Source organism: Caldifarcimen microaerophilum, assembly GCF_055387105.1.
In genome coordinates this window covers 351,707-366,008 of sequence record NZ_AP038914.1, presented here as the reverse complement: position 1 = coordinate 366,008, position 14,302 = coordinate 351,707, and the positions used below count along the sequence as shown (strand labels likewise).

The following is a 14,302-nucleotide window of genomic DNA, read 5'->3' as shown; positions in this document are numbered from 1 at the left end:
TCCTCAGGGGGGCGGCGAACGCCGCCCCCCCACATACCCCTCAAAAAAGGCTTTCCGGTAAACCACCTCAAACACCCACCCCACCCAAGGCGTGGAGGCGGGGGGAAGGTGCTCCACGCGCCGCGCCAGGGGAAGGAGCAGGGTTCCCAGAAGTTCGAAAATAAGCCAGCCGGCGGTCACCCCTCCCGGAAGGCGCTCGATCAGGGTTCGGATCTCCGGATGTTTCCGGACCAGACGGGATCGGGACCAGCCCACCCGCCAGGCGCGCTGGAGATAACGGGAGAGAACCGGTGCATTCCGGTGAAGCACCCGAAGGTCTTCCCGATACCAGATGGGGATTCCCGCTTGTTCCAGGCGGATTCCGAGGTCCCAGTCTTCATAGGCAGGATAGGGGAAAGATCCATCGAAGGGGTGTTGTTCCGCCACGTCCCGGGGAAGGGCAAAGCAGGCTGTGGACACATAGCGCCCCGGGACCCGGGTCCCGTGTTTGAGGCGGTGAAAGGCAAACTGAGGCCCTCCGTGGTCCAGCCACCACCGGAAGGCGTTCAGGGGAACCTCCGGATGCCAGTCCACCCGCCCCAGGATTCCGGCGGGTTCCTGGAGCCTCTGGATCACGTGGTGAAGCCGGACCAGAAAGTCCCGGTCGGCGGGGTCCACATCGTCGTCGAGAAAGAGGATCCACCGGCCCCGGGCGTTCCGGACCCCCACATTCCGGGCGTGCGCCGGGCCCCTGCCCCCTCCGGCAAGGTGCAGAAGGGGAAAGCCAACGTTCGGGAGGTGATAGCGCCTCTCCTCTTCGTCCTCCACCACGATCACTTCAAACGCCGGACCTTCCTGCTGTGTTTCCAGGGCACCCAGCAGGGAACGAAGCATATCCTCCCGAGCCCGGGAGGGAATTACGATGCTGATGTCCACAGATCAACCCTTCGCGTGTGCGAGGGAAGGGGTGGGCCCTTCCGGCTGAGACAGGGAAGGGTATACAGCATCCGGGGCGAACGGTGAACGCATCAGGGCGTCCACGAAGTGCCCGAGGGTGGCAAGGGTGAAAAGGGGGGCATACACCAGGCCCAGAGGGCGGGGATGGTATGCCAGGCGTTCGGCAACGGCGTCCAGATGCTTGAAATGCCTGAACAAAAACGCGCCCCGTTTCAGCACACCTTCCACCCGGCGTTTCCGGTGAGGATTGCGGGAGAGAAAATAAGGCCGCATTGTGCCCATGGCCTGCGCTCTCCGAACCATGTCGTTCCAGGTGAGGGCCTTGTCGTGGAGGGCGCGTGCCTGAGGCCAGAACACGATGCGGAGTCCGGGCAGATGAAAACCAAAATCCGCATCTTCATAGGCCAGGGCACGGTATCCCGGATCAAAACGCGTTTGAAGAAGATACGAGCGTTTTCCGGACAGATGCCCTGCATAGAAGGCATAGGAAGGCACGGTCTGTCCGGCTTTCCACCGCTTGTAATCCAGATAGGCATGTCCCCATTCCACCCAGAAACCCAGGGCGGTCTGGCGAACCTCGGGAGGCCAGACCACTTCGCCGATCAAAACCACGTTTTCGTCAGGGAATTGCGCGTGTCCCTGGCGGTGGGCACGCAGAACGCCCCGTTCGGGGATCACGTCATCGTCCAGAAAGAGGATCAGGTCTCCCCGGGCTTCCTCCATGCCCCGGTTGCGTTTGGCCGCCGGGGTGGGATCCTTCACCGCAAGCCACCGGGCGAAGGAAAATTCACGGGACCAGGGGGGCACGGGTCCGTCCGTGCAGACCAGAACCTCGAAGGGACCGGGATCTTCCTGGTTGCGAAGGGCCTGCAACACCTTCCTCGTGAGAGGGTATCTCGGAAGGTGGGTCGGAATGACCACCGAAATGAGCCCCTCCTGCCGCTTCATCCCGTGTCTCACCTCCGTATGCCAGAATCATACAGCATCTTCATGGAAATTTCATCCCGGGATGTGCAAACGGTTCACCTGTCTCATTATGGCACATGGGAAGGTCCGTGCGTGAAAGGCCGAATGAGAATCTGTAGAATTGATACGCCATGAAAGGAATCCCCTTTCCCGAACATGGTCCGTGCTTTGTGTGCGGTTCGGAGAACCCCAAAGGTATGGGGGTTCGCTGGATCCTCATGGAGGACGGGTCCATTGTTGCAGAACACACCTTCACCGTCCACGAACAGGGACCGCCGGGGTTTGCCCATGGGGGTGCGCTGGCGGCCGTGCTGGACGAGGCCATGGGCATGGCGGTCTGGGGTCAGGGGCACCGGGTGGTGGCCGTGCAACTCGAGGTGGAATATCATCGCCCTGTGCCTTTGAACACACCTGTGAAGGTGGAAGCCCGCATCACGGATCGGGGGCGGTGGGGCATCCGGGCAGAAGGACGCCTGACCGTGAAGGGAAAACTCGCGGCCGTTGGCCGGGGGATCTATGTGGAGGCCCCCCATCTGTTTGACGAAGCCTTTGTGGACAGCATTCGGGAGAAGGTGAAAGAAGAGGAGGCCCGTCACCATGGCTGAGGGATGGAAGGGACCCATCAAGGAAATTGCGCCCAACACCTGGATGATTCCCCAGGATTACAAGCCGGGCATGCGGGTTCCCGGCATCATCTATGCTTCCCGCCAGCTCATTCAGCATATCCTTCAGGACAAGGCCCCGGAGCAGGTGGCCAACGTGGCAACCCTTCCCGGGATTCTGAAGGCTTCCTATGCCATGCCGGACATCCACTGGGGTTATGGGTTTCCCATCGGAGGGGTGGCGGCGATGGACATGGACGAGGGTGTGGTGTCTCCCGGTGGCATCGGGTTTGACATCAACTGCGGTGTGCGGATGATCCGGACCGACCTCACCCGGGATGAGATGGAGCCCTATCTGGACCGGATTCTGGACCTTCTGTATCGGAACGTGCCTTCCGGCGTGGGCGCCAAAGGCAAAGTCCGCCTTTCGGCGAAGGAACTCCGGGAGGTGATGGTGAAGGGGGCCCGGTGGGCGGTGGAAAACGGGTATGGTTGGGAGAGCGACCTGGAGCGGATGGAAGAAAACGGACAGATGCCGGGAGCCAACCCGGAGGCGGTTTCCCACCGGGCCATGGAGCGGGGACGTCCTCAGATCGGAACCCTGGGATCGGGCAACCACTTCCTGGAGATCCAGGTGGTGGAACGGATTTTCCATCCCGAAGCCGCGGAGGCCATGGGACTTTTTGAAGGCCAGGTGGTGATCATGATCCACTGCGGGAGCCGGGGCTTCGGTCACCAGATTGCCGACGACTACATCAAAATCATGAAGCGGGTGATGCCCCGGTATGGCATCCGGGTGCCGGATCCCCAGCTGGCCTGCGCCCCCATCTCATCCCCCGAAGCCCAGAATTATCTGGGGGCCATGATCAGCGCGGCGAACTTCGCCTGGGCCAACCGGCAGATGATCACCCACTGGGTGCGGGAGTCCTTTGAGCGCGTTCTTGGCAAATCCGCCGAATCCTTAGGGATGCGCCTCATCTATGACGTGGCCCACAACATCGCGAAGATCGAAGACCACGTGGTGGACGGGGAAAAACGCCGGGTGCTGGTTCACCGCAAAGGCGCCACCCGGGCGTTTCCTCCGGGACATCCCGCCATTCCGGAAGTGTACCGGTCCGTCGGGCAGCCGGTTCTGATTCCCGGAAGCATGGGAACCGGTTCCTATATCCTTGTGGGGAACCACGCCTCCATGGAGAAGAGTTTCGGTTCCACCTGTCACGGAGCCGGGCGCCAGCTCTCCCGCCGAGCCGCCGATCGGATGGCCCGTTCCAAAAACGTCTATCAGGAGCTCGCCGCCATCGGTGTGAAAATCCGGGCGGCCTCCCACGCCACGGTTCGGGAAGAGATCCCGGAAGCTTACAAAGACCTCGACCTTGTGGTGGACGTGGTGGATCGGGTGGGCCTTTCCCGGAAGGTGGCCCGTCAGCGTCCCATCGGGGTGGTGAAGGGATAATCCATGCCCACCCTGGTCCGCCTGTATGTGAAAACCGCTTTTGTTCACCTGTTCCTCGCGCTGTTTCTCTGGGCGTGGAAGGGTCTGGATTATCCCTATCGCCCCGCCTTCCTCCACCTCTTCTTTGTGGGATGGCTGGTGTTTCTCATCTTTGGCGTGGCCCACTGGATGTTTCCCCGGTATTCCAGAGAGCAGGTCCGGGGTCCTGAAGGTCCCGTGGCCCTGGCGTATGGTTTTCTCCTTGCGGGTCTCTGGGGACGGGTGATCTCGGAGCCCCTTTTCCTTTCCGGCTACACCCGCGAATGGGTCCGCCTTCTTCTTGCGGGTTCGGCATGGGTCCAGTGGCTGGGAGGCCTGGCGTTCACCCTTGTGATCTGGAAACGGATCCGGAAGGTGGGACGCTGATGCCTCTTCTCTCCCGTGTGGGCGTGCGCCTTGCGTTTGGCTATTTCCTTGCGTCCACCCTCGTGGGTGCCCTGGAAATCACCCGGAGGACCCTGGGATGGCCCGGTGGGTCCGGGGCCCTCGTGGATCATCACGTGGAATGGATGGCGGTGGGTTTCATGCTCCAGTTTACGATGAGCATCGCATACTGGATTCTGCCCAAATTCGGAATCCGTCGGGGGCGGGAGGAGCTCGCTGCCGCTGCCCTGATCTTGCTCAATCTGGGATTGGTTCTGGACTGGATCCCGGGGTTCACGGCCGGACGTATCCTTGAGGCCGGGGCCTGTCTCCTCTTTCTGGTTCATGCCTGGCCCCGGGTGAAACCGCCCATGCCCTATGGGCAGTCCTGATCCCCTGCAGGATTTGCAGCTTCGGGGAGGATTGTGTATAATCAACGACACGCGCCCCGGTAGCTCAACAGGCAGAGCGGCGGGCTGTTAACCCGTAGGTTGCAGGTTCGAGTCCTGCCCGGGGCGCCAGCGGGTGGACCTTCCCTTTCTGTGGCCCTACACTTTCCCCATGCTCGCTGTCTATCGTTCCGCCTGTCCGTCCTGCGGGGGTCCGGTGAGCGACGAACGCATGGGCCGTGGTGGGGTGTGTCGCCGGTGCCTCCCCGACATGCCCCCCGAAGCCCTTGAACCCTCCCGCCTCTGCGCCCTCCTTTCTTCTCCCCAGAAACTGGAAGCGTATTGCACGGCTCTGAACGACGTCCAATCCTTCGCCCGCTTCTTTCGGGAGACCACGGGACACGACCTTCTTCCCCTTCAGGAAACGTGGTCTCGCCGGTTTTTCCTGAAGCAGTCCTTTGCCATCTCCGCTCCCCCCGGGATGGGCAAGACCACCTGGAGCCTGGTCCTTTCCCTGTTTGTTCAGGGGAAGGTGCTGTTCCTGGTCCCCACCCGGCTTCTTGGTCTCCAGGTCCGGGATCGCCTGATGGACTTTGCCCGAACCGTGGGCCTTCCGAAGAACGTGCTCCTGTATGAGTCCCGAAAGAAGGTTCAGGAAGCCTTTGAAGCCGGTGCCTTTGATATTCTTGTGGGGACGGTCCAGTTCTTCCACCGGCGGTTTGAGGATCTCAAACGGCACACGTTTGGCCTTGTGGTGATTGACGATGTGGATGCGTTCCTGAAGCGGGGGCGGGGCGTGGACCGGCTGGTGGAACTCCTGGGGTTTCCCGAATGGGCCCGTAAAGAAGCCCTGCGCCCATGGATGCGGGAGGAGGATGAACTCCGCCTGTCCCGGCTTCGGGAGAAGATCCCCACCCGGGTGGTGATGTCCTCGGCCACCTTTCGGCCCCATCCCCGGACGGTGCGCCTTTTTGACCGTCTTCTGGGCTTTTCCGTCCAGCAGGCCACGTCCACCCTGCGGAACGTGGTGGACGCCCGGGCACGCCGGAAGGTTCCATCCGCCCTTCAGGAGATTCCGCGTCTGGTGGAGATCCTGGGGGGCGGAGGCCTGCTGTTCGTTTCCGAACTGCTCGGCCGGGAAGCGGTGGATGAGGTGGTGGGCCAACTCCGGAAACAGGGGCTCACGGTGTTGTCCTATCGGGAAATGGACCCGGATGAACTCGCCCAGCGGATGCGAGAGGAACCCTTTCATCTGGCCGTGGGGGTGGCCCATCCCCACAACCCCCTGGTTCGGGGTGTGGACATGCCGGAGATCCTCCGCTATGCCCTGTTTCTTGAGCCTCCTGTCCGGCGTATTCCCCTCGCGCTGGAATCCTCTCCTCCCCGGCTGTTTTCCCTTCTTCTCCTCATGATGCCCCTTCTGGAAGGGGAGGAGAAGATTCGTGCCCGGGCGTACGTTGCCCGTCTGCGACCTCTGCTGGGCGCTTCCCGGCTTGAGGCCCACGCGCAACTTCTTGAAGAAATCTCCGCCTTTGTGGAAACGTTCCTGTCAGGTCCGGAATTTCTTGAGCGTCTCCGTTCCCGTCCGGATGTGGCCCTTGCCGTGGAAGACGGACAGCCCGTCGCCTATATCGGAGACGCCACCACCTATATCCAGGCCACAGGCCGAACGTCCCGCCTGCTCCGCGGACGGCTCACCCGTGGATTTTCTCTTGTTTTCTATGACAACGAACGGGCGATGAACAGCCTGATCCGGCGGCTTCGTCTCCAGATGATGCACCAGGACGTGATCTTTCAGGCCCTTGAGGACGTGGACCTTGAAGCGATCCGGAAGGAACTGGATGAAAGCCGGCAGACGGGGGGCAAAGAAGTGCGCCTTCCGGCCACCCTGGTGGTGGTGGAGTCGCCCACCAAAGCCCGGACCCTCGCGTCCTTTTTCGGAAAGCCCCAGATGCGCAGGGTGCAGGATGCGGTGGTGTATGAGATTCCTGGAGAGGATCGGTATCTGCTCCTTGCCGCCTCTCTCGGGCATGTCACGGATCTCGTCCGGGATGCGGGGTTTTTCGGGGTGGAGCGGGGAGGGGATGAGGGATACCTTCCCGTGTATGACACGCTGAAACGCTGTCTGGACACGGGAGAACAGGTGGTGGACGCGGAGGATGTGAAGCGGAAATGCGGCGGGCGGGCACGGGATAAGAAGGATCTTCTGGAGGGGCTTCGCCGGATTGCCTTTGAGGTGAACGAGGTGCTGGTGGCCACCGACCCGGATGCGGAAGGGGAAAAAATCGCCTATGACCTGATCCAGTGGCTTCGTCCCTATCAACCCAACCTTCACCGGGCGGAGTTCCATGAGATCACCCCCCGAGCGTTCCGGGAGGCTCTTGCATCTCCGCGGGATGCCAATCTGAACCGGGTGAAGGCCCAGCTTGCCCGGAGGATTCTGGACCGATGGGTGGGGTTCACCCTTTCCCAGCGGCTCTGGAAGGCTTTGGGCCAGACGGGCCTTTCGGCCGGCCGGGTGCAGAGTCCGGTGCTGGGATGGGTGATCGAACGTGCCCGTGAAGCGAAACAAAAGGTTCCGGAAGTCCGGTGGAAGATCGGGGATTTTGCCTTTGCCCGGCGTTTTGAGACCCGTGAAGACGCCGAAAGGTTTCAACGCGCCCTTGCATCGGGAACATACACCCTTTCCGTTCAAAGCGTTCAGGAGGAGACGCGTTCTCCCCATCCGCCCTTCACCACAGACCGTGTGCTGGTGGAAGCCCATCGAGCCCTGGGGCTTTCGGCCCGGGAGATCATGGCCCTCCTGCAGGAACTTTTTGAAAAGGGGTACATCACCTATCACCGGACGGACAGCACCCACGTGTCCACCTTCGGGCGTTTCCAGGTGGCCCGGCCCTGGATTGTGGAACAGTTTGGTGAGGAACTGTTTGTTCCCCGGGCGTGGGGAGAAGAAGGGACCCATGAAGCCATCCGTCCCACCCGTCCCCTTCCACCGGAGGATCTCCAGGAACAGGTTTCGGCGGGGCTTGTGAACCTTGATCATCCGGATCGTGCGGTGGCCCTGTATGACCTCATTTTCCGGACCTTCATGGCGTCCCAGATGGCGCCTGCACGTCTGGAAACCGGGCGTCTTGTGCTGGAAGCCGAAGGCATCCGTGTGGAAGAAACTGTCCCTCTGCGGATTCTGGAGCCCGGATTTTATCGCCTCCTCGGGGTTCCACCCCTTTTCCGGGAAAGTCCGGTGCGGGATGTGGAAATCCGGGACGTTCCGAGGGCCCGGCCTTTCACCCAGGGGGAACTGGTGGCGGAGATGAAACGCCGGGGGCTGGGCCGGCCGTCCACCTATGCCGTGATTGTGGAGACCCTTCTTCTCCGGAAATACGTGGTGGAACGGGGCGGGTATCTCTGGCCCACCCGCCTGGGGGAGAAGGTGTATGCCTGGCTTGTGAAACACCACGGCGATCTTGTGAGCGAGGACCTCACCCGGCGTCTGGAGGAAACCATGGACCGGGTTGAAAAGGGAGAAGCGTCCCTCCGGGAGGTCCTGCGGGAGTTTGAAGGGCTCAGGAGGCTTCTTTCCGCTTCTCAGCCCTTCTGAAACAAAACTCCCCGAACTTCTCCAGAGACATCCCGAACGAGCGTAAACGGTACCCCCGCCTGGTCCATGACCTCACGGACGGACTCCAGGATCACCGGGGAGATCTCCATCACCCCCCAGCCTCCCGGCCGAAGGATGCGGAGGGTCTCCTGGAGCCAGGTCCGGAGATGTCCCACCCCACCGGGGCTGAACAGGGCTTCCGCGGGCTCTTCCTTCACAGCCGGGTCCGGACTCTCCCATCCCTCAGGAACATAGGGCGGGTTGGCGATCACGGCGTCCACCGAATCCGCCGGGAGGGGCAGCGCCTCTCCCCGTGCCCGGATCCAGCGGGCACGCTCCTCCACCTTCCATCGCCGCGCGTTTGCACGGGCCACCGACAGCGCTTTCCGTGAAATGTCCACACCGAAGCCCGTGGCCTGCGGGCGTTCCACAAGGAGGGCAAGGAGAAGGGCGCCCGTGCCAGTTCCCAGGTCCACCACCCGGAGGGAACCCAGAGGGAGGTGTTCCAGGAGGGCGGCGACCAGCGCCTCGCTTTCAGGACGGGGAATAAACACGCCCGGAAGGACCTGAAGAGACCTTCCCCAGAAGAAGGCCGTTCCGGTGAGATAGGCCAGGGGACGCCCGGTCCTTCGGCCTTCCACCCACTGGAGAAGGGCCACCCGATCTTCGGGGAACAGGCGGGTGAAAGGGTGGGTGAACACGGATCGGCCCGTGCGGGCCTGGATCATCCAGGCGGCTTCATCCTCCGGAGCCAAGACGTGCCCGGAGAGCTTCCGCACCAGCGCGTTCCAGGTCTTCAAGGCGTCGGCGCTCATCTTCCTGCTGCAGGGCCTCCAGGAGTTCGTTCAGGTCCCCGTCCAGGATCTCCTCCAGACGATACAGGGTCAGGTTGATCCGGTGATCGGTCACCCGGTTCTGGGGGAAGTTGTAGGTCCGGATTTTTTCGCTCCGATCTCCGGTGCCGATGGCCACCAGGCGCATGTGGCGCTCGGCCCGGCGCTTTTGCTCCAGTTCCCGCTCATACAGCCGGGCCCGGAGAATGCGCATGGCCTTGAGGCGGTTCTGGTGCTGGGAGCGCTCGTCCTGACACACCACCACAATCCCGGTGGGGACATGGGTGATCCGGACGGCCGTTTCGTTTTTCTGCATGTGCTGTCCGCCGGGACCGCTTGCCCGGAAGGTCTCGATTTTCAAATCCTCGGGGCGGATCTCCACGTCCACCTCTTCGGCTTCGGGCAGAACCACCACGCTGGCAGTGGAGGTGTGGATTCGCCCGCCACTTTCCGTGACGGGGATACGCTGGACCCGGTGGACACCGGATTCATAACGCAGAAGACCGAACGCCCCTTTCCCTTCCACCAGAAGGACCGCCCGTTTCACTCCACCGAGGTCGCTGGACTGGAGTTCCGTCACGGTGGACCGGAATCCCTTGCGTTCGGCAAAGCGGACATACATGCGGAGCAGGTCTCCGGCGAACAGGGCAGCTTCTTCACCCCCGGCGCCTGCCCGGATCTCCAGAACGGCATTTCGCTCGTGGATGGGGTCCCGGGGAAGAAGGGCCCGCCGGATGTCCCGGCGCAGGCGCCCCAGTTTGTCCTCAAGCCGGGCAATTTCGTCTTTGAGAAACGCCCGCATGTCGGGATCCGTCTCTTCTTCGAGCAAACGCCCGGCTTCTTCCAGTTCTTCCCGGGTGGCAAAATATTCCCGGGCGGCCTCCGCCGGTTCCTTCCATTCTTTCAAGGCGCGAACAAGCTCTTCATAACGTCCCCGATCGGCGAGCACCTCCGGCCGGGCGAGTTCCCGTTCCAGGGCTTCCACACGGTGGAGGATTTCCCGGTACAGCTCTTCCAGCCGGTCCTTCATGGCAGGATCAGCACCTTCTGCCGGCTTGAAGGGGTTTGAAGGACATACACACCGGAGGGGAGTCCCCGGATCCGGATGCGATCCACCCCCAGGAGACGGCCCGAAGGGTCATACACCCGCAGGCCCGGGAGCACCAGAACCGGGGTACGGGATGCCCGGAGCACCCGGGGAAGGCGCAGGGAAACACCGGGTCTGTTGCCTTCCTCCCGCCGGACGAGGAGATCGCTCACGCCGGCGTGGGCGGTGCGGTGAAGGTCGTGATAGGCCGTGCGCCAGTCGGTGGGGGCGCAGGTCAGGCCGGTCTCCAGCACCCAGAGCGGACCGAGGAAGGAAGCGATCCACAGGGCACCGTTCGTTCCGACGAACACGCCACCGCCCAGCTTGTGGCCCAGGAACAGGCTGTGGGGTTCCCCACCCCAGAGATACAGGTTGTCGCCCCGGTTCCCATAGATCACCCGGGAGCCGCATCCCGCAAGGGGGGTGGGGAAGGAGAGGCCATTTTCCCAGGATTCCGGTGAGCGGAAGCGTTCAGTCCCGTCATACCGGTGGGCCACCACCTGATACTGGGTGCCCGTGGAGTCCTTCACCTTGAGCACCACGTCCAGAACCCCATCGCCGTCCACGTCCACCAGGCCGGGGTCCGGAGCCCGCAGGGTGATGGCAAACGAGGCGAGGTGCGCGGTGTCTTTCCAGATGCGCACCGAATCCGAAGACACCGTCACAATTTCGAGACCCGTGTCGGGGTGGACATCTCCCACGACAAGGTCCTGAACGGAAGCGGAAAGGGTTCCGAGGGTATCCAGGGTTCCCGTGGGGCTGATCTGGAGGAGGGCATAGGTCCCGCCCAGGTTTGCACCCGCCAGGAGGGCGGTTCGGGAGGGTGCGAGGGCAACCCGGGATGTCCAGGAACCCGAAGCAAGCAGTGCCAGCGTGTCCACGGTGGGAACCGTCAAAACGCGCAAACGCAGGATCGCACGTCCATACGTGGTGTAAATCTCATCCTTTCCATCCCCATCCAGATCCCAGGCAAGGGGGGTGCGAACCACGGACACCGGTGCCGAAACAAAGAACACGCTGCCGTTCAGAAGGCCCCGGAAACCGCCCGGACCTCGCTGAACGAAAACCAGATCGTCTGTCCCGTTTCCGTCCAGATCCGCCCGCACCGCATCCCGGAACACTTCGGAGATGGGGGCTTCCGGGGGAACCAAGAGGAGCACCTCCCCGGTGAGGGCATCCAGCAGGTGGATCCGCCCGTCCTGGCCGATGAGGGCGATCTCCGATCTTCCGGGATCCAGGAACCGCCCGGGGAGGGGACCGGTCTGGGTCACCAGAAACTCAGGCCGGAGGACGGGATAGGGGGGACGCACCGGAGGCCCCATCCGTGTGCGGAGGGTCCCGGCGGGCATCCCCACCCCTTTCCGCACGCAATCCACCGGGAACGCACCTTCCCCCTCCATCCGGAAGGGCAGATCATTTCGGTCCAGCCAGAGGGAAAGGCCGGGGAAGGCATAGGCGTCACACAGGGAATCCGTGGCAAAGAGTTCGGCGCCCCCGGGGACAGACCGGGCCACCAGCCCCCCTGTTCGGGCAAGGGTGTCGGACAGGACGATGGTGGTTTCCCGGGAGAAGGCATGGATGAGGAAGGTGAGGGCAAGGGTTTCACCGGTCATCACGGGAGGGGAAAACCACAGGGGAGCCTCCCCCGAGTCCGGAAGGGGCAGGGTGTCGCCTCCGGCGACAAGCCGGCCGCCCCGCCAGGCCGGAGGTGCGTGTTTCAGCACCACCCGGACCGTAGGCGTGTCCACAAGAACGCCGAGAAGGGTCGGAAAGAGAGGATAGACACGCACGGTGTGGAGGGCTTCCAGGTCCCCCTCCGGTGTGTCCAGGTGGGCGTGAATTTTTGCAAACCCCGTGACCGAAGGTTGCCACGCCAGCGTCAGGGTTTCCGGACCGATCACCGTCTGGAGGAGGGTTGTGTCGGGGAGGAGGACGCGAAGGGTGCCTTCCACCGGGCTGCGGGCTGTCACCTGAATCCGGAGGGTGTCCCCTTGGGTGGCCTCTTCGGGAGCCTGGATGTCCAGGTCGGCGCGCTCGTCGGGCCGCAGGGTCAGCACCGTTTCGGCCGGGATGGTCCCGGGAAGGATCAGCCGGAGGCGGGGCGGGGGCGCGGAGGGGATCAGGAGATCGTAAGGAAAGTGGTGGATCTCCCGGGCGGTGCTTTCCACCACCAGCCGGCTTTCCGGACGACCTCCGGTGATGTGCCACCCACCCGGGGCGGGCTGGATGGTGAGGGAAAAGCTGGCGGGATCCAGGACTTCAAGGGGTCGGGTGAAAACGGGCAGAGAGGGGTCGCCCAGGAGGGTGTAGCCGAAGAACAGATACCGGGGCACGGAGTTGTAGAGCCCTGTGTACATCCGGAGGTTTTCCCGGACAAAGGCGTCGGCTTCTCCGAGCGTCCGGGCACCATTCTGAAGGGCCTGCATGAACCACAGGGCGAGATACTGGGAATAGTCCGGGAAGTCCAGCCGCGCCATGCCATACACCGCCACCGGACCCCCCTCCCCGAGGAGACTCCACACGCCCAGGGCACCTTCGTCAAAGGCAAGAAGCTCGCAGGCGATGGGATAGAACACGAAAGGAGGATAGGTGGTGTCCATGACAAACCGGGGAATCCGTGCGTCCACCCAGGGGGAATAGTTGATCTCATACAGGTCGTTGTATCCGTGGGCCACGCCGATGAAGAGGGAAGCCTCCTGGAGCCGGGCGAAGAAGGTGTCTTCGGGAATCACCCCGTTTTCTTCATAAAGTTTCACGGGTTTCACATCCCCCGGGAGATAGGTCTCGGCGCCGGAGAGAAAAGTGCTCCCGTACAGGGACGGGCTGATCTTCGGACCGTGGAGAACATACCGCACGGCGGGCCGGGGGGTGTGGAGATATCGGTCCACCTTGGCGGCATACCGAAGGAATTCCTCCGGGGTCTGGATCACCAGCCGGCCGATGTTGAAGCGACGGGTCATGTACCGGGGGTCCACCCCGTCCTGCGCTTCGCCCACCAGCGTGTCCCCGTCCGCGTTCCAGGCACCGTCATAGGCATACGCAAAAAAGACATCGGTGGGCACCCGTTCATAGAAGGGGAGGGGCGAGTAGATCCCGTCCACACGGGTGAACACCACGGGAACCTCCGGCACCGGTCCCACCAGGAAAACGTGGCGGATGGGTTGCTCCTGAGCCCGGGTCTGAAGATAGGTCTGGAGAGCGCGGGCAGGGGCATCTCCCGCGGCGAGCACATCTTCCAGGTCCACGATCTCGGTGCGCACACCGTCCCGTTCCCGAAGATCTCGATACACTTCGGCAGCGGATCGGAACCGTCGAGGGGCCACGATGAGGAGGTCCAGGGTGTCTCGAAGGGTTGCGGGACGGGGGGAGACGGGATGGGACTCCCATTCCACCCGGACGGTGAGGGGTGTTGTCGAACGGATGCGGAGAAAACGCCGGCCCTCGTGCTCTTCCAGGCGGAAACCCCATTCCGGAAGGGTATCCACCACCCGGGCGTGCACTTCCCCAAAGGATTCCAGCGTGTCCACCCGGGCGGGAGGGGTGCCCAGGGGCTGAACGGATCGAACAGAAACCCCCTCAGGAAGGGGGAGAAGGGTATCCCTGAGGGGGCCGAGAATCAGGGCAGAGGCAACAAAGAGAAGGGAAATGGGGATCACCCCCCGGACTCAATCCGCACAATCTCCACCTCAGAAAGGGGCTGACGGTGACCGTGGAGGACGCGGTAATTTTTCCGCCGTTTGAACTTGAACACCTGCACTTTCCGACCCTTGAAGTGCCGGACCACCCGGGCCACCACCTTCGCGGGGACATAGGGATCCCCCACATCCACCCGGTCCCCGTCCCGAAGGAGAAGCACACGGTCCAGCACGATCTCCTCACCTTCCTCCGTGCCGGAAAAACGGTTCAGCACCACACGATCCCCTTCGGCAACCCGAACCTGTGTGCCCTGAACGTCCACCACCGCATATTTCATGGCAGACCTCCTCCTTTTGTGTTTTGGGGATTATACAAAGAAAAGGGCGTTTCTTCAATGGGC

Annotated in this window: 11 protein-coding genes and 1 tRNA gene; 6 read left to right on the top strand and 6 right to left on the bottom strand. The window is 62.8% G+C overall.

Annotation, left to right across the window (positions count from 1 at the left end):
- Positions 1-3: 3 nt before the first annotated feature.
- Both AC6HU3_RS01710 and AC6HU3_RS01705 read right to left on the bottom strand, forming a co-directional pair.
- A complete protein-coding gene (locus AC6HU3_RS01710) occupies positions 4-915 on the bottom strand; it encodes a glycosyltransferase family 2 protein (protein WP_497474111.1) in 912 nt (303 codons plus the stop codon).
- A 3-nt stretch (positions 916-918) separates the two neighbouring features.
- Positions 919-1,884, bottom strand: coding sequence for a glycosyltransferase family 2 protein (locus AC6HU3_RS01705; protein ID WP_497474109.1), 966 nt, complete (start codon positions 1,882-1,884; stop codon positions 919-921).
- A 149-nt stretch (positions 1,885-2,033) separates the two neighbouring features.
- Between AC6HU3_RS01705 and AC6HU3_RS01700 the strand changes: the two genes are divergently transcribed.
- The 6 genes from AC6HU3_RS01700 to rgy all read left to right on the top strand — a co-directional run bounded on the left by AC6HU3_RS01700 (position 2,034) and on the right by rgy (position 8,346).
- A complete protein-coding gene (locus AC6HU3_RS01700; protein ID WP_497474107.1) occupies positions 2,034-2,507 on the top strand; it encodes a PaaI family thioesterase in 474 nt (157 codons plus the stop codon).
- Positions 2,500-3,957 (top strand): RtcB family protein, encoded by a 1,458-nt coding sequence (locus tag AC6HU3_RS01695; RefSeq protein ID WP_497474105.1) that lies wholly within the window; start codon positions 2,500-2,502, stop codon positions 3,955-3,957. The genes AC6HU3_RS01700 and AC6HU3_RS01695 overlap by 8 nt, the downstream gene beginning before the upstream one ends.
- Before the next feature lie 3 nt (positions 3,958-3,960).
- Positions 3,961-4,362: a hypothetical protein gene (locus tag AC6HU3_RS01690; RefSeq protein ID WP_497474103.1), complete on the top strand. Its 402-nt coding sequence runs from the start codon at positions 3,961-3,963 to the stop codon at positions 4,360-4,362.
- Positions 4,362-4,751 carry a hypothetical protein gene (locus AC6HU3_RS01685; RefSeq protein WP_497474102.1) on the top strand — a complete coding sequence of 130 codons (390 nt, stop codon included), beginning with the start codon at positions 4,362-4,364 and terminating at the stop codon, positions 4,749-4,751. Before AC6HU3_RS01690 ends, AC6HU3_RS01685 begins: the two co-directional genes overlap by 1 nt.
- A 53-nt stretch (positions 4,752-4,804) precedes the next feature.
- Positions 4,805-4,880, top strand: a tRNA-Asn gene (locus AC6HU3_RS01680).
- 40 nt (positions 4,881-4,920) lie between these two features.
- Positions 4,921-8,346, top strand: coding sequence for a reverse gyrase (rgy, locus tag AC6HU3_RS01675; RefSeq protein WP_497474101.1), 3,426 nt, complete (start codon positions 4,921-4,923; stop codon positions 8,344-8,346).
- Here rgy and AC6HU3_RS01670 read toward each other — a convergent pair.
- Genes AC6HU3_RS01670 through rplU form a run of 4 tightly spaced genes read right to left on the bottom strand, consistent with a single transcriptional unit; the run spans position 8,334 to position 14,239 of the window.
- Positions 8,334-9,146: a N5-glutamine methyltransferase family protein gene (locus AC6HU3_RS01670; protein ID WP_497474099.1), complete on the bottom strand. Its 813-nt coding sequence runs from the start codon at positions 9,144-9,146 to the stop codon at positions 8,334-8,336. The two genes, rgy and AC6HU3_RS01670, sit on opposite strands and share 13 nt — an antisense overlap.
- Positions 9,085-10,209, bottom strand: coding sequence for a peptide chain release factor 1 (prfA, locus tag AC6HU3_RS01665; protein ID WP_497474098.1), 1,125 nt, complete (start codon positions 10,207-10,209; stop codon positions 9,085-9,087). Before prfA ends, AC6HU3_RS01670 begins: the two co-directional genes overlap by 62 nt.
- Positions 10,206-13,922: a C25 family cysteine peptidase gene (locus AC6HU3_RS01660; RefSeq protein WP_497474096.1), complete on the bottom strand. Its 3,717-nt coding sequence runs from the start codon at positions 13,920-13,922 to the stop codon at positions 10,206-10,208. The genes prfA and AC6HU3_RS01660 overlap by 4 nt, the downstream gene beginning before the upstream one ends.
- Positions 13,919-14,239, bottom strand: coding sequence for a 50S ribosomal protein L21 (gene rplU / locus AC6HU3_RS01655; protein ID WP_497474095.1), 321 nt, complete (start codon positions 14,237-14,239; stop codon positions 13,919-13,921). The genes AC6HU3_RS01660 and rplU overlap by 4 nt, the downstream gene beginning before the upstream one ends.
- Positions 14,240-14,302: the final 63 nt, after the last annotated feature.

What these genes read in the sequence shown, in the direction of transcription:
- AC6HU3_RS01685 (WP_497474102.1), top strand. Translation starts at nt 4,362, where the DNA reads ATGCCTCTTCTCTCCCGTGTGGGCGTGCGCCTTGCGTTTGGCTATTTC.
- AC6HU3_RS01690 (WP_497474103.1), top strand. Translation starts at nt 3,961, where the DNA reads ATGCCCACCCTGGTCCGCCTGTATGTGAAAACCGCTTTTGTTCACCTG.
- rplU (WP_497474095.1), bottom strand. Translation starts at nt 14,239, where the DNA reads ATGAAATATGCGGTGGTGGACGTTCAGGGCACACAGGTTCGGGTTGCC.
- AC6HU3_RS01700 (WP_497474107.1), top strand. Translation starts at nt 2,034, where the DNA reads ATGAAAGGAATCCCCTTTCCCGAACATGGTCCGTGCTTTGTGTGCGGT.
- AC6HU3_RS01695 (WP_497474105.1), top strand. Translation starts at nt 2,500, where the DNA reads ATGGCTGAGGGATGGAAGGGACCCATCAAGGAAATTGCGCCCAACACC.
- prfA (WP_497474098.1), bottom strand. Translation starts at nt 10,209, where the DNA reads ATGAAGGACCGGCTGGAAGAGCTGTACCGGGAAATCCTCCACCGTGTG.
- AC6HU3_RS01705 (WP_497474109.1), bottom strand. Translation starts at nt 1,884, where the DNA reads ATGAAGCGGCAGGAGGGGCTCATTTCGGTGGTCATTCCGACCCACCTT.
- rgy (WP_497474101.1), top strand. Translation starts at nt 4,921, where the DNA reads ATGCTCGCTGTCTATCGTTCCGCCTGTCCGTCCTGCGGGGGTCCGGTG.